This window comes from Exiguobacterium acetylicum (assembly GCF_022170825.1).
Lineage (GTDB): Bacteria > Bacillota > Bacilli > Exiguobacteriales > Exiguobacteriaceae > Exiguobacterium_A > Exiguobacterium_A acetylicum_B.
Map to the genome: position 1 here is coordinate 318,802 of NZ_CP081878.1, position 16,625 is coordinate 335,426.

Genomic DNA, 16,625 nt, shown 5'->3' on the forward strand with positions numbered 1-16,625 from the left:
TACCTTCTTTCTTGTGTTATTTACTTGAAACAGCGCAATTCGTTGCTTTTGCGAGAATCTTCGAATAGGCACGTGCTCCCTTGATATTCAAATGCACACCATCTTTTTCGAAGTAAGACGGATGTTTGACGGCAAGGGCATGCCAGTCGATGAGCGAAACACGTTTTCGTTTCGATGCCTCACGTAACATCTGATTGACTTCTGCTTCCCACGGGCGTGGCACCCGTGCTGTCACGAGATAGATTTGATCGGCATTTGCGAATTGATCAAGTAACGTGTTCAACTGATCCTCCCGGAAGCTACCATTCGTTCCGAGATGAAGGATGACTTGGCGTCCATGCTGATTGTACGCCGCATACTGCTTACTGAGCGGAATCGCTTCTCGTAGTTGCCGTCCGAGTTTTGCATCGATCGTCAGTTGTTTGAGTGTACTGCCGAGATAATCCTCGACACCGAGCAGGACGGAGTCACCGATTGCAAGCGTTGGTCGACAGATTTTTCGTTGATCAGGTTTTGCTTTTGGTGTCGTCGGTTTGAGGACCGGTTTCGGTTTTTCTTTTGGCGCCGCTACCTTGTGGAAGGCAGGTTCTGGCTTCGGTGTATCGGAAACAGCGAGAATCGATAAGTTACCAATGAAGCTGACGACGAGGAGCGTCAATACGGCAACACTCGTCCATTGTATCGTTGAAAACTGACGTAACTGACGCGGATGTAGCGATAAACGCTTCAAGTAACCAGATAGTCCATGCTGGCGGATCGGACGTTCGATGAAGCGGTACGATGCTTCTGTTAACGCAACAAGTACAACGACGATCAATACAGTCCGAAGCAATGAGAACGTTCCGATCTGCTCGACTGGTGTCATCAGCGTGATGACGGGAAAATGCCATAAGTATAAACCGTAGGACCGCTTGCCGATCGCAACAAGTGATGGATGCGCAAACCAACGACTCCAAACCGACGCCGGATGGGCAATCACAGCAATCAATAGTGCAGCAAGGACGGCGACAAGGAAAAAGCCACCGCGATATAAAAAGCTTCCGAACTCACTCGTGACGACCATCAGTAAAAGTAATAGGGGCAACGTAACAGCACCTGTTTGATTCAACAACCGGACACCGCGTTTTGGAATATCGAGCTTAAAGCGCGTCGGTTGCCATGCGAACGCAAGCAGACTCCCGATTAACAAGGCGAATAACCGGGTATCCGTGCCGTAGTAGACACGACTTGGATCTTCACCGGGTGTGAACTGGATCGCCATCGCGAGAACGGATGCGCCAATCGCGACGCCGATCAATTGAAGGAACAGACGCCGATTTTTCATGCCGAACCAAAGTAGAATCGGGAAAAGCAGATAAAACTGCTCTTCGATTGCGAGTGACCACAGGTTTTGAATCGGTGACGGTTTACCGAACGACTCGAAATACGAGACGTCATGGAAGATATACCACCAGTTCGTTCCGTAAATGAGGGCAAAGGCACTGTCTTGGCGGACCGTATGTAACAGCTCGCGTTCAAAGACGGTCACGTACCCGAGAACGAGCAACAGCATGACGAATAGGGCTGGGAACAGGCGACGGAAACGATGGATCCAAAACCGTTTCAAATCAAGGCGACCGGTCGTTTGCCACTCGCGTAACAAGAGACCAGTAATCAGGTAACCGGATAGGACGAAAAAGAGATCAACACCGAGGAAACCACCAGAGAAGAAAGAGACGGATAGGTGGTAGAGAATGACAGACAGGACAGCGAAGGCGCGTAAGCCATCAAGCCCTGGCATATATGTAATCGAACGAGACGAGGATTTCATAAGACACGAACAACTCCTTTAAAACGACAACTAATTTCTAACAGTCTTTAGTGTATCGAATTCCAATTTCAAAGAAGTGTCTAAGAAGTAACAACCTAGCCAAAAAAGCACCCGACGAGAGCATCGGGTGCTGACTTACGAATGACGTGGAAAACGACAGATGACGGAAAAGCAGTTGTCTGCTGAAGTCAACTGGACACTTCCGTGATGACGCGCCATGATTTGTTGAATAATCGACAGACCGATACCGGAACCGCCGGAAGAGCGTGACGCGTCAGACGTTCCGAACGGTGTCAACCACTCGTTTAATTCTTCTGGTGTATAGGTCTTGACGATCGCATTTGAACAAGTTAATTGAAGCATTTCTGGTTCCTCTTCGATTGTAATTCGAAGATCACCCGTCCCGTGGAGCGTTGCATTTCGCATCAAGTTCTCAAGTAATCGACGTAAGAGCATCGGATCAGCGAAGAGAGTCGCGTGTGCAGGACCATCGACAGAAACAGAAGTGCCAGGAAACAGTTCCACTACTTGTTCCGTTAAGGTCATGAGATCAAGCGAAATTCGTTCGACTGGATAATCGGTATTCGATAACTTAGCGAGTGTGAACAGTTCATCGATTCGTGAGGCGAGCGTCTCCGATTGACGGGTGACGATTGCAAGTAGCTCCGTGCGTTCCGTAGCGGATAACGTCTCGTGTTTTTCCGTCAGCCACTGGATGAAACCTTGAATCGAGGTCAACGGAGTCCTTAAATCATGCGATAGACTTGTAATCAGACGTAACTGCTCAACGAACCGTTCCTGATCGCGAACGCGTAACGTTCTTAGTTCCTGTTCAATCCGTTCGATTGACTGGGCGAACAATTTGAACTCTTTTGGTCCTTTGACCGGCGGCAATGGATCTGTCGGCGGCGGTTCGACCGTCAAGCGTTCAAGCCGTCGTTCGAGTTCCCGGAACAATCCGGCAATCCAGCGTGTCAGGAGCAGTAAAAAGAGGATGAACAAGACGACTTGTAAGATAAAGAAGGCGTTCGAATTCCCGACTTGATATTCATTGAGTGTCGGTTTGTCGGTCTGAACAGTTAAAAAATAGCCAGGCTCACTAGTTCCAAGGTTGATTGCTTCAATATGGTGCAATGTCCGGACTTTTCCTGTGTCTGATGGCTCCCGCTCAGTTGGCGTTTGCTCAGCGAGCAGTCGGCTCGGTGTTAAGTCTTTCGGATACTTGTCGGAAGCGTTGATGCGACGACCGTTCGCATCGTATACCGCCCACTCATAAGGACCGGTCGGGGTTTGTCCGTTTTGATAGCGTGTGATGTCTTCTTTAACAGCGCTCACCGTGTCTTCTTCCGTCGTGTAGTAATAACGGGGAACGGTTTTCCCACCAAGCGGTAATTGACTTGCCAGGAACCAGGAGAGTGCTGTACTCAAAAATGCGGCAAGCAGTAGTAAGACGAGCATCCAGACCGTCAGTTTGATTCGTCTCATGGCTCGACCTTATAACCGACGCCCCAGACCGTCTGGAGGTAGCGCGGCTCTTTCGGGACATCCTCAATCTTGTCACGCAGTTTATGAATCAATACCATGACGGCGTTCGACGCGGAACCGAGTGCTTCTTCCTGCCAGACCCGTTCATACAGATCATCAGCCGAAAAGACGCGACGCGGGTGATTTAAGAAGAGCGCCAGGCAATCGAATTCACGGCGGGTCAGGGCAAGCGGTATATCGTATTTAAAGATGACGCGTTCGTCTTCTTTAAGTGTGAATGGACCGACCTGAACGGCTGAAGCTGTAGCTGGGACGTGATATTGACTGACACGGCGGAGTAACGCCTTGACGCGCGCGACGACTTCAAGAGGATTAAACGGTTTGCCGATATAATCGTCTGCTCCGAAAGTCAGCCCTTGAATTTTATCCATATCTTCACGTTTTGCTGTTAGCATCAAGACAGGTAACGTATGCCCAGCAGCACGCGCCGCCTGAACGGTCGAAAAGCCGTCACGAACCGGCATCATGACGTCGAGTAACATTGCGTCAACCGGACGCGTTGCAAGAATCGTTAATGCTTCTTCACCATTTTCAGCTTCGATGATCTCGTAGCCTTCATTTGTTAAATAGAGTCGAAGCAATTGACGGATATCCGCCTCGTCATCGACGATCAAAAGGGTAGGCATGATTCATTTCCTCCTGTTGCACTCCTTCATAAACGTAAGCAGGAGGCAGATTGTAAAGTGTGTGCGAATAACTGTGTTCTTGGAAATAATCCCGGAACATCTTGAACTGGAACCGGGTGTATTGAAAGGCGATGAAGTGACCGCCTGGTCGTAGTAACGTTTGGAACTGTGCTAATAAGTCATGCCGTAATGTTGCCGGAAACGACGCAAACGGGAGACCACTGACGATGACGTCGATCTGTCCGCTCCACGAGTTGGATAATCCTTGAACATCACCAATGAAGAGGGTGACATTCGTTTCATGAGCAAGCAACTGCTCGAGTGCCGGACGGAACGTTTCGCTCCGTTCGCAAATTAAGAGATGCGTCTCCGGTGAACGAGCTGCCAGTAAGGCTTTTGTAATCGCACCGTCACCGGCTCCGACTTCAAGAATCTGACGTGGACGATCGGCGACGGCGCGCCGTGCCATCATCTCGGCAAGACGTGGACTACTCGGTGCGACGGCTCCTACGCGTAGTGGTGCGTGAAGTGCTTCTTTTAAGAAATCTAACATGAAAACCCTACTTTCCGTTGAGTATATCATGTAGTATGCACGTCGTCCCTTTCGAAAACAGGTGGAGAATTCTTAACTGAATCTTAAACATATCAATGCCTGATTTTCGGCGACATGACGATTGAACAAGTCGGTATACTAGAGACAAAGGAGGGGAAGGCAATGGAACATCATACGTATTATGAAGCACTCGTTCGACGTGACGCGACGTACGAAGGGACGTTTTTCGTTGGGGTCAAGACGACGGGGATCTTTTGCCGTCCGACGTGTCCAGCGCGAAAACCGAAAGCGGAGAACTGCGAGTTTTTCGAGACGGCGCAAGAGGCACTGCTTGCTTCTTATCGACCGTGCAGGCGGTGTCATCCGCTTGCTTATCCAGGCGATCATGGTACGATTCAACGCTTGATTGAAGCGGTTGAGGCGGAACCAGACAAACGCTTTAAGGAAGCGGATTTCCGAGCACTTGGTTTAGATGAATCAACGGCACGTCGTCAGTTCAAGAAGCGGTTCGGAATGACATTTGTCGCCTACGCCCGGGCAAGACGGATGGGTCTTGCGATGAAGGAGATTCGGACGGGGAAACCGGTCATTGAAGGACAGTTAACTGGTGGTTATGAATCTAGTAGCGGCTTTCGCGAAGCTTCAACACGGATACTCGGGGAGGCACCGTCTCGTTTTAATGGACAGGTCTTGCGTGCGAAATGGCTCGATACGCCGCTCGGTTCGATGCTTGCGATTGCCGATGAACAGCAGTTGCATCTCCTTGAATTCGTCGATCGACGCGGACTCGAACGAGAAATCGAACAATTGCGTCAAAAAGCACGTGCCGTCATCGTTCCGGGGGAGTCACCCATCTTTGGACAGATTGAAGCGGAGCTCCGTCGTTACTTCAAAGGCGAATCAGTGGCGTTTCAGACGCCACTGATGCGGTACGGAACGCCCTTTCAACGCCGCGTCTGGGAGGAACTCGATCGGATTCCAAGTGGCGAGACAATCTCGTATCAAGAACTGGCGATCCGGATCGGTCAACCAACAGCCGTCCGTGCTGTCGCACGGGCAAACGGAGCAAACCAACTAGCGATCATCATTCCATGTCATCGGGTCATTCGAACGAATGGGGATTTAGGTGGATACGCAGGTGGACTTGCACGCAAGGAAACATTGCTCAAACTGGAGCGTACAAAGAGAGGACTGGATGTAGGATGAGTTTGATTAAAGATGTTTTTTCACCGAGTTGGCTCGATCGCTTAGGAGAAGCGGTCGATGTACCAGATTTTCGTAAGCGAGTTGAACGGGAGGACTGGGACGATCTTGCGTTTAAACAACGCGTCCGTCGTATTGCGGAGACGCTGGAATCCGTCCTGCCACCGTTTCCGGACTCGATCGGGGAGCTAGAGCGGCTTGCACCGCAGTTTACCGGGCTACCGGGTATTGTTTTTCCAGAGTATGTCGAACGGACCGCAACACTTACTGACTGGACGCTCGCGTTAGAAACACTCGTCAAGTTGACGCCGTATTCGACGTCGGAGTTCGCTGTCCGGCGTTTTCTACTCGCTGATCAAGAGCGTTATCTCGAGCAAGCACTCATGTGGACAACATCAGACGATGAACATGTCCGGCGCTTAGCATCCGAAGGGACACGACCGCGTCTGCCATGGGGACAAGCGATTCCGCGTCTGATTGCTGATCCGCGACCGGCGTTACCGATTCTTGATGCGTTACTACAGGATCCGTCACTCTACGTCCGAAAAAGTGTCGCTAATCACTTGAATGATATTTCAAAGACGCATCCGGAATACCTAATCGAGCGGATTGAACGTCACTTAGGAACAGATCCGAATACGGATTGGATTTTACGTCATGCTTCGAGAACGTTACTGAAGCGTGGAAATCCAGAAGTGCTGCAGTTATTCGGGCACGTGACGCAAGGGGACGTGACAGTGGAAGATTTGAGCGTCTCGCCAGTGACGATTGGTCAAGAGTTACAGTTTTCGTTTCAAGTAAACAGTTCCGTTGAACAACGTCTGCGTCTTGAGTACGCGATTGATTATGTCAAACAACGTGGAACAAGTCGGAAGGTGTTTCAACTGCGGGAGCGGGAAGTCAAAGGTATCTTACAAGTCGAACGACGCCAATCGTTTCGGAACATGACGACGCGCGTCCATTATCCTGGTACACATACATTGACGATTTTGATTAACGGAGAGGCTTACGCGACAGCAACGTTTGAGGTCGAGGAGGAGAGCTGAATGCAAGGACGACATCCAGATTTTACGACGTCGCGCCTGTTTGTTGAAGCGACGGATACTGCAACGGGTTGCAAGTGGACGCTGCATGCGTTACGTGAGAAAACGATTGTTGGAACGATTATTTTTACATGGGAGGATTCAATCGGAAGTCTGCGATATACATCAAATGATGAAGACGATCAGAATGGTTATATCACAGAAGCACTGACTTCGATTCTCTCGTATCTCGCGCGGACGTTGTTACTGACGTGTGTCTACGGTGAAGCGGGCAGTGAGACGGTCTGGCATCGGAACGGATTTCATTTGCATGCTAATCGATATGAACGCGAACTGCATCATTAAAACCCCGTCCTAAATAGCAGGACGGGGTTTGTTTGTGCTTAAACCGTTGTTTTGGACCAGTCGAAGTGCGCACAAATCGCTTCCGCACTTTCACGTGCACTCAACTGTTCCGTATCGAGGAAGAGATAGTTGACGTCCGGTAATTCGCCTGGCAGCGAGCGTGTCCGGTATCCGTCCGCCGTCTCGCGTAAGTCTTGTTCAGAAGCGGCAAGGTCACGCTTCGTTACTTTGTGCGTCAATCGATTTTCAGTCGTGTTCCGGTGCAGACGAGTTGCGACCGGCGCATCCAGTTCTACGATGTAGACGTCAGCACCCGCTTGTTCGAATAATTCGACCGTCTCTTCGATGAACTCGAGACCACCGCCTTCGACACCGAATAGACAGAGGAATGTAAACAGGACACCTTCGAGCGAACTGTTCGCCATCTCCTTGAACATCTCACGTCGGATCGTATCCTTTAAGCGGTGATGCGCGGGTTCTGAGAAATCAAAATAAGGCAATAACAAGTCGATCGTCTGATGGTTATGGAAGACTTTCATCTCCGTCAACTGTTCGATTTCCTGACCGATCGTCATCTTTCCGACTGCTTGCGGACCGAGCAATAAAACAAATTTCATGGGCGCACCTCATTTCCTTTTTCTGCTAAGAATAGCACATTCCGACGAGTGACATCACTAGAACGTTTGTTCGTAATTTGGTATAATTCAAGTATGAAGTCCTGTCGTGTCCTTGTCTGAAGGAGGACAACCATGCAAGAACAATGGAAAGCCGTCATCGGCTATGTAGGTATATACGAAGTCTCATCGCTTGGTCGCGTAAGATCGCTCGACCGGACGATCGTGACGTGTCGCGGTGTCCAGCAACGACGAAAAGGTGTCTTGCTCCGTCCGCGGCTCAATCGGGAAGGGTATCGCAAAGTCACGCTTTACCAACGTGGCCGAGGAGAACGGGTGCAGGTCGGAATGCTTGTCGCACAAGCCTTTCTGACGGCTGACGTCACGGAAGCGCGACTCGTCCGGCACAACGGCAAACGGGCTGACGATCAGTTGTCGAACTTAGAGGTCCTACCTTCGATTGATCAGCAATATAACGAACTACTTGGTGAGTTTGATCTCTTGTTACATCAACATGTGACGCTGTCACCGTTTCAGATTCGAACGATTCGTGCGCAGTACGAAAAAGGGAAGACGATTCGTCAACTGGCAAAGCAGTATGATGTGACCGAGAACCGGATCCGGAACATCATCGATAAAAAGGAAGCACGTTATATCGGCTGAGAACAGAGTAAAAAGAGCGCTTACCAGAAATGGTAGGCGCTCCTTTGATTTAATCCGATTGTTCGCCGGCACGCACGGTCTGTTGTAGCGAACTGATCCGTGACTCGAGTACGGCACTATGTGTCTTCAGTTCCGTCTGCTGGGTGACGTGGTGTTGCATTTGATCCCCGAGGACCTGGCTGTAAGAAGAGAGTTCTGACATCAACTGTTGAACGGACTGCAAGTGTTCCTGCATGTTCCACTGAACATCTGCGACGATCTGCCGTTGCTGTTCGACGGTACCAAGTGTCGTTTCAATCGTCGTCGCTTCGGTCAGCATCTGTTGCAAGTGTGTAGTTGCCGTCTCGAGCTGTTGCGACGTTGAGAGAAAACGTTCCGTCATCTGCGAGAGTGCTTGTTCGACTTGCTCGAGTCCCGCCGTCCACATCTGATTGACCTGCCGAATATGGTCCGTACTCGTCCGAATATCGATTGCCAGTTTTTCGACTTCCTTGGCGACGACGGTGAAGCCACGACCGGCTTCTCCGGCACGTGTTGCCTCAATCAACGCGTTCAGTGACAAACGACGCGTCTCTTCAGCAACGCGCTGAATGTGCGAGATCGAGGTCTCCATTTGTTGCTGTAGGTGTGAGGTCTGTTGCAAAATCTGTTCCGTCGCCTGCGATTGTTCCTTCAGTAAGTGGCTTTTTTGTTGCAAGGTCTCGAGTGTCGCATGATTCGTAAGGACAGTCTGTTGAAAACGGGTCACAGCGTGTTGACTGTTGAGAAGTGTCGTTTGCATTTCTTCTAAGGCATCATGTCCTTGGGCAGTCAAACGCGTCGAAGCGACGATCGTTTGATCCATTTGCGTCGATTGCGCAAGTAAGGAACCAGCGACTTCATCGACAGCTTGGACCGATCGATCCATCGCCGATAAGCGCGAGGAAAAGTGGGGCTGGACGGACTCGAGTTCCTGACTCGCTTGTTGCATCTCAGTCGTTAAGTCACTAATCTGTTGCATCAACTGATTGTATTGAAACGTTAGTTGTTGTAATTCAAAGGTCGTCGTCTTGAGCGTTAATGGACGATACGATCGTTTCGCATGCGCTTCTTCAATCTGTAAGGCAAGTTTTGCTAACGGCGCTAATTGTCGTTGAATCCGCCAACGGATCAATAGACTGATGCTGACAAGTGTAATCACACTGACCCAGACGAGTGTCCAAGCTAACTCGCGAGCAGGAGCGATTAATTTATCACGATCGGTCGTCAGCAAGATGACGTCATCAAGTTCCGGAATCGTCATCGCGACAAGAAACTGGTCCTGATGCGAAAAAGCATATGTACGCGCATTCTTTAAGTGCTGTAGTAGTTGTTTCCGTTTTGCCGGTTCGAGTGTCAGCGATCGGAACGCTTCATTCGTATTCAAGCTTTGGAAGCGAATCGTATAGTCATCGCGTGATAAGTCAGTTCGTTGTTGCTGTTGTAATCGTTTAATCGCACGCATACGATCTGTTGCGTCATCCGGATACGCCAGAAACGTTGCCCGGACGTTCGCATCGAACATCGTCAATTCACGCATTAACCGTTCCTCGGTCGAAGCGACGGACTGTTGATAGGAAGCGTAGACGCTTAGACCGCTGATCACGATCAGTCCGATGGCAACGATCGGAATCAACCATCCATTTAGTTGTTGTGCTAATAATCGTTTTTTCGTATGCATAAAAAATATCTCCTCCCGTGTACCTATCGGAAGGAGAAGAAGCAACATGTATGAAGGTCTTGTACGGCTTGTGTAAAGGTCTTGTGAATCTAATTCACGTAAATCGGAAGGACGGTCGCAAGATGCGTCATAAGTGCTTGTGTCTCTTCTTTTGGTTCAGACGTGACATAAATGATTAACGCAGCAGCGACAATGACGAAGATGGCGATGACAAGAATGATGAAGAACGGCATCTTACTTTTACGTTTTTCGGCTTGACGATCCATGGAAGATTCCCCCTTAATGATGTAGACGATAGACATATTTGTTTGATTCCCTCTCCTCTTGTTTGAAAACCTTGGAAAAAGAGGGGAATGTGCAACGTAACGGGAATAGAGTAGTCAACTAGAAAAAAGAGGGAGGACGTCCTCGTGCTCGAGTTGCTCAATTCGTTGTTGCTGAATTTTTCATTGTTGATCGCGACGCTCTTGTTTGCATTTTTACCGTTGCGCCGGATTGAGAGCATCTCGCCCGTATCCCCGCTTCATGTTCGTCTACTGATTGGCTGTATCGCTGGCATCATCGGCGCCTTATTGATTTTCAACAGTATCTCGTATGACGTGGCAAAGATTGATTTGCGTCTCGTTGCACTCGTCACTGCTTATTTTTACGGTGGATTGGTCAGTGGAGGGGTGACGATGTTATTCATCGTCGGAGCACGCTTTGCCGTCACACCGGCTGGTGAATATGAGGGATTAGTGCTGACGGCGCTGATTTGTGTCGCCTTACTTGTGACAGCCTCAATTTACCGGCGCTTCGCTGCGCAACGTTTAAAGGATTACCTCGTTTTGCTGGGCGCGGGGATTGCCTATAGTCTACCGGCGCTTTATTTATTGACGAACACGTTCGAACGGTTTTTAGAGATTGCGTTCGTCTACATCATCGTCATCATGATTGGTGGTTACGTGACCTATCGTTTCTTACAAGAACTAAGGAAGCACTTTTTATTCGTGCATACGCAACAAGAACTGGCTTTAACGGATGGGCTGACACAACTGGGAAATCGCCGGAAGCTGGATGAGACGTTAGCTGAGTACGCTAAGCATGGAACTGCCTTTTCCGCCCTCATTCTTGATCTTGATCACTTTAAATCAATCAACGATACATACGGACACGAAGGGGGCGACGTCGTCTTACGACAACTCAGCCATCTCTTGCAATCGTATTGTCCAGAACAAGGAGTCGTCGGTCGGTACGGTGGTGAAGAGTTTGTCTTACTCTTGCCGGATGTACCACTTCGACAAGCGGAACGACTAGGGGAACGGATTCGTTCTGCCTGTGCCGATCAACACTTCGTTTATAAGGAACATCCCGTGTTTCATGTCACGTTATCGCTAGGCGTTGCCTCGTCCGATCAAGCATCAACCGTCTTTGAAACTGTCCAAAAGGCGGATCTCGCTTTATATGAAGCCAAACAAAGCGGACGGAACCGTGTCGTTGCGTACCGTGATCCGTCGTTGCGTTAAAAAATCCCCCGTCCGACCAACTGGTCCGGCGGGGGATTTGTATTCATGGCTGTAACAAGGAAAAAACATCGTACTGTTCAAAGTCAGCCAGAATATTCGGTGCGATCAACTGACGGATCGTGGATTCGTCCGCCCAGAGATGAGCGTCGTGTTCTGCTGATAATTGAACGTCTGTCTGGTTCGTCGAGCAGACGTACATCAACAAAATGATTTGCCGGTCAGGATGTGTCAGAAAACTCGAGGCGTAAAGCAGACGCTCCGGAGAAACCGTCAACTGTGTCTCTTCCTTAATTTCGCGAACGAGACTATCGAGCGGGAATTCACCGAAGTCCATCTTCCCACCCGGACATTCCCATGTTCCACCGCCAAAGTCAGCAGCAGCCCGCCGGACGATCAGGAGACGTTGCTTGTGAATGATGATGCCCTTAACAGCAGGAACGATCTTCGTCATCTGACTCGACTCTGCGATAACACGACGGGATTGGTTCCTTCTGTTTCGATCAGTTGCTGATTTTGTAAGTAGATACCGCTTGCGTCAGCAAGTCCATACGCCCAGCTTGTATTTTCTTCAGTAAAGGATTGCACGAGATGGGCAGCTTCGCCCCACGTCTCGTAATGCACACAGACAACCGCGTCTTTCAGTAAGGCAAGACCAGGTAAGCGAAGTCGTTGACCGTCTCGTTGATCGATTTTCGGAATCACACATTGTTCAGGCGAAACGAGGGCACCGGCCGAAAAACCGGCAATCGGTACGCCATTTGCGAAATGCGATTGGATGATGTCATCGAGTTCCGTATCGACAAGATAGCGCTGATAGAGCTCCGTCTCGCCACCAGAGATGATGATGCCCTGACACTGTTTCAATTGCGCGAGTTGCTCCTTTGTCGGTGCGTCAGACAATGGTAGATGGACAAAAGACGAAACGCCATCTTCCTGTAATGGTTCCGTATAGATCGAAGCATAGCCCAACCAATCTTTACCGGTCCGCGGAACGTATAAAATCGCGATTGGTCCACCATTCGTTAACGCGGCAAATCGTGTTCGTAAGTGCGGTGTAAAAGGAGGACCGCCTCCAAATAGGAATAAGTGAGTCGGCATGAGGCATGTCTCCTTTCAGATTTAGTCCAGTGTATAGCGGTTGATCGTCTCGTGCAATTCACGAGAGAGCGTATAAATTTCTTCCGTTAGTGTATGCACGACGTCCATTCGTTCACTGAAGGTGAGCGACTGCTCGGATGCCTGTTGATTGTCTTGAGCACTGGCGATGATTCCGGCACGTAGTTGTTCGGCTTGAGCGACGAGATGCGAAGCGGTCGACAAGACATCCCGGTTCGTTTCCGAAAGGGCGGACATATCGACGGTGACACCTTTTGACTGCGTGACAATCGAATCAAACGACTGCGTCGCTTCCGTGACACGTACGACGCCGTCCTGAACGGCGACGGTTCCGCGTGCCATGGCGTCTTCAAGTTGTTTTGTCTCGCGTTGAATCGAGTCGATCGTTTCTTGAACACGTCCCATCGATTGTTTCGACTGATTGGCAAGGTTCTGGATCTCGCGTGCGACGACGACGAATCCTTTTCCTTGCTCCCCGGCACGCGCCGCTTCAATCGAAGCGTTCAACGAGAGTAGATTCGTCTCGTTAGCAATCGATTCGATGATGCTGATGATTTCAAGAATATTTTGCGAAGCGGTTTGGACACGACGTGATTTATCGGCCGCTTCATCAATCGCGTTTTGAATCGATTGCATCTGTTCCGTCACTGCATGCAAGTCAGAACGTCCCGTTGTCGCGAGACTTTCAGAACGGCTGGCACTATCAACGACGAGTGCCGATGTTTGTGCTGTTTGCTCGATCGTCGCCGTTAAAGATTGTAAAGACGCCGTGTGTCCATCGAACGCACCAGACTGTTGCTGAGCAGTTGCGGCAATTCCCGTCATCGCGTGCGCCATCTCTTTTGTCCCATGTCCTGTTTCTTCCGCTTCAACGACGAGTTCTGCGAGAGAGTCATCAATCGTCCGTGACATCGTATCGACCCGTTTCACGAGATCAATCAAAGACAGACGCATCGTCTCGAATAAACGGGAGAGCTGTCCAATCTCATCACGTGACGTCGCGACGACTGGTTGTGATAAGTCATGTTCGGCAATCGCGCCCGCACTGTGCAACAACGCCTGGATCGGTCGGACGAGTGTACGTGTGAAAAGAATCGCAGCGACTGCAACCAAGGCGATTAACGCCACTAAAGCAATCAATAACTTTTGGACGAAATCAGATAAGGAAGCAAAGACTTCTTCCGTATGAACCTCTGTGATCAGTCCCCAGTTCAGTCCAGCGAGTTGAAGCGGTGTGAACGACGTCACGACCTCGTGACCATCTGTATCTGTCAGTTCTGTCGTATTCGTTTTCCCGGCAATGACTTGCTTGACCGGAGTCGACTGAATGCGTTTTTCGCCGACTTCGGTTTGTTTCGTTGCTCGGAAATCGGACCGCAGACGTTGATCGGCACCGACGAGATACGATTCACCGGTCTTACCGAGACCAGCCGTTGTTTTCATGATTTTATTAATTTGATTTCCGTCAAGCTGCAGCGCAAGGACACCACGCGGTTGATTCGTTCCTGGATCAACATACGGAATCGCGAAGAAAGCAGCGGGAGCTTTCGAAGGTTCGTAATAGGCGTAATCAGCGATGACGCCTTTTTGTTGTGTTAAAGCGTCCTGATACGCTTTTCCGAGTCCCGATGATTTGAGGTCACCAGTGACGACGTTCTGTCCGAGATCCGGTTCCTTAAACGCCGTATAGACGACATTCCCGTCCGGATCAATGAAGAAGACGTCATAGAAGCCGAACTGTTCGATGTACTGATTGAAATACGTATCGAATTTCTTCGCTTCTTGTTGGTAGGCGTCATTCGCCAGTCCACCGTCCGCAAACTGTTTCGTTAAAGGAGCGAATGCCTGCTGGACTTGTTCATTTTCAGCTAACGCTTCGAGATTCAAGAACTTCTCATCGATATGTTGCGTGACCGTTGCTTTTTTAGCATCACGAATCGCTTCAAGCTTTGAATAGGCCTCGTCTGTCAACGCACCTTTTGTTTCGACATACAAGAACGAGCCGATCAAAACGATCGGTACAATTGCAAGACCGAGAAAAGCGAGTAACATTTTCGGATACAGACCCCACTTCATCCGAACACACTCCGTTCTTATTGGATTTCTTTTAGTGTACGAAAGGAGACGGGACAGAAGTACTACATTACCATATATTTTAAATGACTTTATTTTCCTCATACACTTTAAAATCAGGGTCAATGAGCCGATAGGAGCGTTACGAATGATATGATAAGAACATTTTTTGATGGGTGAGACTTTAAACCAAGAAAAAAATTGTGTCAGGTTAAAAATAACAAATGGGGTATAATGGAAATATCAATTTTAGAGGATGATCACGATGAAAACGGTCGAACAGATTTACTTTCGAGAGTCCGGCATGGGAAGAGGCCAGACGTTTTGGTGGGACCGTGCAAGTCGGACGGTTCGAGCGGAAGATGAGGAAGAATTATTAGGTCCATGGTTTCCTCATGGATTAATTTTACCCAACGAAATGGATCCGTTACTTATAAAACTGACGGAAGAGGATATCTACTTAATTGACATGTGGTCGGAGCGGTTTGATGCCGAGAAATGGCGGGAGTACTCGAATCCTGAAAGTTTTACTATGACGGACGGAACGGATTGGGAGATTCATGTGACGACAGAACACGGTACAGAAAAAGTGTCACGCTCAAACGTCTTTCCACCAGGGTGGGAGATGATTCGAGAACTGCTATACGGTTATTACGATGCCGGGAGTAATCGAGAAGATGCAGAGTGGGAGGGTGAATAATGAAACGAGCATTACTGTATCTGATTCCGTTTGCGTGGCTCGGACCTTACCTCGATTGGAAAGTGGGTTCGATTTTTGGGTATGCCTTATTTTTGTTTGGACTCGGTGTTCTATCGTATTCACTTGCACGTAGTGGAAAACCGAAACACATCGTCATCGGCAACATGGTTACGTTTGCGATTTCGTACGGGATCGCGCTCAGCTTAGCGGAAGGGTATGGCGAAGGGTACTTCAAGCCATTGACAGTCAGTCAACTGGTTCTTGGATTGAGTGTATTAAATCTTGTTGTGCAAATACCGATTGTGATGAATGCGATTCAAAACAAAGTGATGAAAAAGGAGTTAGAAGGACATGACGGATGAGAGCCAACAGTTACTTGATGTAATTCAGCGAATCCTAGAACGACAATCGCCACTCGACTTAATCGATATCTACCAGCGTGTAAGACAAGCAGAACATTTGGATCTATCACGCTTTACATCAGAAGCAGGACTCGAGGCACGCATTCGAAAATTGATTTACCTGCATGCGAGTGAGTGTGAATTGTACCGAGGAGAGCAGGATCTCTTTTACAGTGAGACGGGAAAAGGAACAGGACGCTGGGGACTGCGATGAAAAAAAGCTACGCAACGAGTGCGTAGCGATCCGGTCAAACGAGTCCTAAAATTTCGACTTCGACCAAGGCACCTTTTGGTAGTTCCTTAACAGCGATACAAGACCGAGCTGGAAAGTGATCGTGCGGTGCGAAGTAATCAGAGTAGATCGTATTAAAAGAAGCGAAGTGTTCCATGCTTGTTAAGTAGCATGTCGTCTTGACGACGCGGTCAGGTGTTAGTCCTGCTTCTTTCAGGATGGCGTCAACGTTTCGCATGACTTGTTCTGTCTGCTCGGTGATTCCGCCTGGTACGAGTTCACCTGTCGCTGGATCAATCGGGATTTGACCGGAAGCATAGAGTGTACCGCTCGCGATGAAGCCTTGTGAATAAGGACCGATTGCGGCAGGGGCGTTAGACGTTTCAATTTTTAAAAATGACATATCTTATTTCTCTCCATTCTTTTGGTAATAAGTACTTATTAGATAAAATACAATATAACTTCAAATTACTTTTATTATAATCATTAACAATATA

19 protein-coding genes are annotated in these 16,625 nt (G+C 49.0%); 8 read left to right on the plus strand and 11 right to left on the minus strand.

The genetic code is table 11. From position 1 onward, the window contains the following. Positions 1 to 16 precede the first annotated feature (16 nt). From K6T22_RS01760 to K6T22_RS01775, 4 genes are all read right to left on the minus strand, one after another. Complete coding sequence (locus K6T22_RS01760; protein ID WP_238238583.1) at positions 17 to 1,810, minus strand: acyltransferase family protein; 1,794 nt, start codon at positions 1,808 to 1,810, stop codon at positions 17 to 19. 135 nt (positions 1,811 to 1,945) lie between these two features. Next, entirely contained in the window at positions 1,946 to 3,295 is a 1,350-nt protein-coding gene (locus K6T22_RS01765; RefSeq protein WP_238238584.1) for a sensor histidine kinase, read from the minus strand. Beyond that, positions 3,292 to 3,981 carry a response regulator transcription factor gene (locus K6T22_RS01770; protein ID WP_238238585.1) on the minus strand — a complete coding sequence of 230 codons (690 nt, stop codon included), beginning with the start codon at positions 3,979 to 3,981 and terminating at the stop codon, positions 3,292 to 3,294. The genes K6T22_RS01765 and K6T22_RS01770 overlap by 4 nt, the downstream gene beginning before the upstream one ends. Further along, entirely contained in the window at positions 3,956 to 4,534 is a 579-nt protein-coding gene (locus K6T22_RS01775; protein WP_238238586.1) for a class I SAM-dependent methyltransferase, read from the minus strand. Before K6T22_RS01775 ends, K6T22_RS01770 begins: the two co-directional genes overlap by 26 nt. Before the next feature lie 162 nt (positions 4,535 to 4,696). On the opposite strand from K6T22_RS01775, the gene K6T22_RS01780 reads away from it, so the two are divergent. The 3 genes from K6T22_RS01780 to K6T22_RS01790 are packed head-to-tail and all read left to right on the plus strand — an operon-like array spanning position 4,697 to position 7,125. Next, positions 4,697 to 5,740 carry a bifunctional transcriptional activator/DNA repair enzyme AdaA gene (locus K6T22_RS01780; RefSeq protein WP_238238587.1) on the plus strand — a complete coding sequence of 348 codons (1,044 nt, stop codon included), beginning with the start codon at positions 4,697 to 4,699 and terminating at the stop codon, positions 5,738 to 5,740. Beyond that, positions 5,737 to 6,783: a DNA alkylation repair protein gene (locus K6T22_RS01785; RefSeq protein WP_238238588.1), complete on the plus strand. Its 1,047-nt coding sequence runs from the start codon at positions 5,737 to 5,739 to the stop codon at positions 6,781 to 6,783. Before K6T22_RS01780 ends, K6T22_RS01785 begins: the two co-directional genes overlap by 4 nt. Continuing rightward, the gene (locus K6T22_RS01790) at positions 6,784 to 7,125 is read left to right on the plus strand and encodes a GNAT family N-acetyltransferase (RefSeq protein WP_238238589.1); all 342 of its coding nucleotides are present in this window, start codon (positions 6,784 to 6,786) and stop codon (positions 7,123 to 7,125) included. A 38-nt stretch (positions 7,126 to 7,163) separates the two neighbouring features. Here K6T22_RS01790 and K6T22_RS01795 read toward each other — a convergent pair whose 3' ends face one another. Continuing rightward, on the minus strand, positions 7,164 to 7,742 hold the full coding sequence (locus tag K6T22_RS01795) for an AAA family ATPase (RefSeq protein WP_238238590.1): 579 nt from the start codon (positions 7,740 to 7,742) through the stop codon (positions 7,164 to 7,166). Between the two features lie 132 nt (positions 7,743 to 7,874). On the opposite strand from K6T22_RS01795, the gene K6T22_RS01800 reads away from it, so the two are divergent. Further along, a complete protein-coding gene (locus K6T22_RS01800) occupies positions 7,875 to 8,402 on the plus strand; it encodes an NUMOD4 domain-containing protein (RefSeq protein WP_238238592.1) in 528 nt (175 codons plus the stop codon). A gap of 49 nt (positions 8,403 to 8,451) precedes the next feature. Here the strand turns inward: K6T22_RS01800 and K6T22_RS01805 are convergent, their stop codons facing one another. Further along, positions 8,452 to 10,101: a methyl-accepting chemotaxis protein gene (locus K6T22_RS01805; protein WP_238238594.1), complete on the minus strand. Its 1,650-nt coding sequence runs from the start codon at positions 10,099 to 10,101 to the stop codon at positions 8,452 to 8,454. A gap of 89 nt (positions 10,102 to 10,190) precedes the next feature. Next, positions 10,191 to 10,367, minus strand: coding sequence for a hypothetical protein (locus tag K6T22_RS01810; protein WP_023466867.1), 177 nt, complete (start codon positions 10,365 to 10,367; stop codon positions 10,191 to 10,193). Between the two features lie 144 nt (positions 10,368 to 10,511). Here K6T22_RS01810 and K6T22_RS01815 point away from each other — a divergent pair, with 144 nt between their 5' ends. After that, positions 10,512 to 11,606: a GGDEF domain-containing protein gene (locus K6T22_RS01815; protein ID WP_238238596.1), complete on the plus strand. Its 1,095-nt coding sequence runs from the start codon at positions 10,512 to 10,514 to the stop codon at positions 11,604 to 11,606. Positions 11,607 to 11,649: 43 nt separating this feature from the next. Here K6T22_RS01815 and K6T22_RS01820 read toward each other — a convergent pair whose 3' ends face one another. The 3 genes from K6T22_RS01820 to K6T22_RS01830 are packed head-to-tail and all read right to left on the minus strand — an operon-like array spanning position 11,650 to position 14,798. Further along, positions 11,650 to 12,057 carry an NUDIX hydrolase gene (locus tag K6T22_RS01820; RefSeq protein WP_238238597.1) on the minus strand — a complete coding sequence of 136 codons (408 nt, stop codon included), beginning with the start codon at positions 12,055 to 12,057 and terminating at the stop codon, positions 11,650 to 11,652. Next, positions 12,054 to 12,704 (minus strand): Type 1 glutamine amidotransferase-like domain-containing protein, encoded by a 651-nt coding sequence (locus K6T22_RS01825; RefSeq protein WP_238238598.1) that lies wholly within the window; start codon positions 12,702 to 12,704, stop codon positions 12,054 to 12,056. Before K6T22_RS01825 ends, K6T22_RS01820 begins: the two co-directional genes overlap by 4 nt. Positions 12,705 to 12,725: 21 nt before the next feature. Next, positions 12,726 to 14,798, minus strand: coding sequence for a methyl-accepting chemotaxis protein (locus tag K6T22_RS01830; RefSeq protein WP_238238599.1), 2,073 nt, complete (start codon positions 14,796 to 14,798; stop codon positions 12,726 to 12,728). Between the two features lie 262 nt (positions 14,799 to 15,060). Here K6T22_RS01830 and K6T22_RS01835 point away from each other — a divergent pair, with 262 nt between their 5' ends. The 3 genes from K6T22_RS01835 to K6T22_RS01845 are packed head-to-tail and all read left to right on the plus strand — an operon-like array spanning position 15,061 to position 16,110. After that, positions 15,061 to 15,495, plus strand: a complete 435-nt coding sequence (locus K6T22_RS01835) for a hypothetical protein (protein ID WP_238238600.1) — start codon at positions 15,061 to 15,063, stop codon at positions 15,493 to 15,495. After that, positions 15,495 to 15,857, plus strand: coding sequence for a hypothetical protein (locus K6T22_RS01840; protein WP_238238601.1), 363 nt, complete (start codon positions 15,495 to 15,497; stop codon positions 15,855 to 15,857). Before K6T22_RS01835 ends, K6T22_RS01840 begins: the two co-directional genes overlap by 1 nt. Beyond that, positions 15,847 to 16,110, plus strand: coding sequence for a hypothetical protein (locus tag K6T22_RS01845; protein ID WP_238238602.1), 264 nt, complete (start codon positions 15,847 to 15,849; stop codon positions 16,108 to 16,110). The genes K6T22_RS01840 and K6T22_RS01845 overlap by 11 nt, the downstream gene beginning before the upstream one ends. Positions 16,111 to 16,144: 34 nt before the next feature. On the opposite strand, the gene K6T22_RS01850 is transcribed toward K6T22_RS01845, so the two are convergent. Then, positions 16,145 to 16,531, minus strand: coding sequence for a RidA family protein (locus K6T22_RS01850; RefSeq protein WP_238238603.1), 387 nt, complete (start codon positions 16,529 to 16,531; stop codon positions 16,145 to 16,147). Positions 16,532 to 16,625 lie beyond the last annotated feature (94 nt).

Coding starts and splice junctions, on each gene's coding strand:
- K6T22_RS01795 (WP_238238590.1), bottom strand. CDS start 7,742: ATGAAATTTGTTTTATTGCTCGGTCCGCAAGCAGTCGGAAAGATGACG.
- K6T22_RS01845 (WP_238238602.1), top strand. CDS start 15,847: ATGACGGATGAGAGCCAACAGTTACTTGATGTAATTCAGCGAATCCTA.
- K6T22_RS01765 (WP_238238584.1), bottom strand. CDS start 3,295: ATGAGACGAATCAAACTGACGGTCTGGATGCTCGTCTTACTACTGCTT.
- K6T22_RS01760 (WP_238238583.1), bottom strand. CDS start 1,810: ATGAAATCCTCGTCTCGTTCGATTACATATATGCCAGGGCTTGATGGC.
- K6T22_RS01785 (WP_238238588.1), top strand. CDS start 5,737: ATGAGTTTGATTAAAGATGTTTTTTCACCGAGTTGGCTCGATCGCTTA.
- K6T22_RS01780 (WP_238238587.1), top strand. CDS start 4,697: ATGGAACATCATACGTATTATGAAGCACTCGTTCGACGTGACGCGACG.
- K6T22_RS01835 (WP_238238600.1), top strand. CDS start 15,061: ATGAAAACGGTCGAACAGATTTACTTTCGAGAGTCCGGCATGGGAAGA.
- K6T22_RS01775 (WP_238238586.1), bottom strand. CDS start 4,534: ATGTTAGATTTCTTAAAAGAAGCACTTCACGCACCACTACGCGTAGGA.
- K6T22_RS01805 (WP_238238594.1), bottom strand. CDS start 10,101: ATGCATACGAAAAAACGATTATTAGCACAACAACTAAATGGATGGTTG.
- K6T22_RS01790 (WP_238238589.1), top strand. CDS start 6,784: ATGCAAGGACGACATCCAGATTTTACGACGTCGCGCCTGTTTGTTGAA.
- K6T22_RS01830 (WP_238238599.1), bottom strand. CDS start 14,798: ATGAAGTGGGGTCTGTATCCGAAAATGTTACTCGCTTTTCTCGGTCTT.
- K6T22_RS01810 (WP_023466867.1), bottom strand. CDS start 10,367: ATGGATCGTCAAGCCGAAAAACGTAAAAGTAAGATGCCGTTCTTCATC.
- K6T22_RS01850 (WP_238238603.1), bottom strand. CDS start 16,531: ATGTCATTTTTAAAAATTGAAACGTCTAACGCCCCTGCCGCAATCGGT.
- K6T22_RS01840 (WP_238238601.1), top strand. CDS start 15,495: ATGAAACGAGCATTACTGTATCTGATTCCGTTTGCGTGGCTCGGACCT.
- K6T22_RS01820 (WP_238238597.1), bottom strand. CDS start 12,057: ATGACGAAGATCGTTCCTGCTGTTAAGGGCATCATCATTCACAAGCAA.
- K6T22_RS01800 (WP_238238592.1), top strand. CDS start 7,875: ATGCAAGAACAATGGAAAGCCGTCATCGGCTATGTAGGTATATACGAA.
- K6T22_RS01825 (WP_238238598.1), bottom strand. CDS start 12,704: ATGCCGACTCACTTATTCCTATTTGGAGGCGGTCCTCCTTTTACACCG.
- K6T22_RS01770 (WP_238238585.1), bottom strand. CDS start 3,981: ATGCCTACCCTTTTGATCGTCGATGACGAGGCGGATATCCGTCAATTG.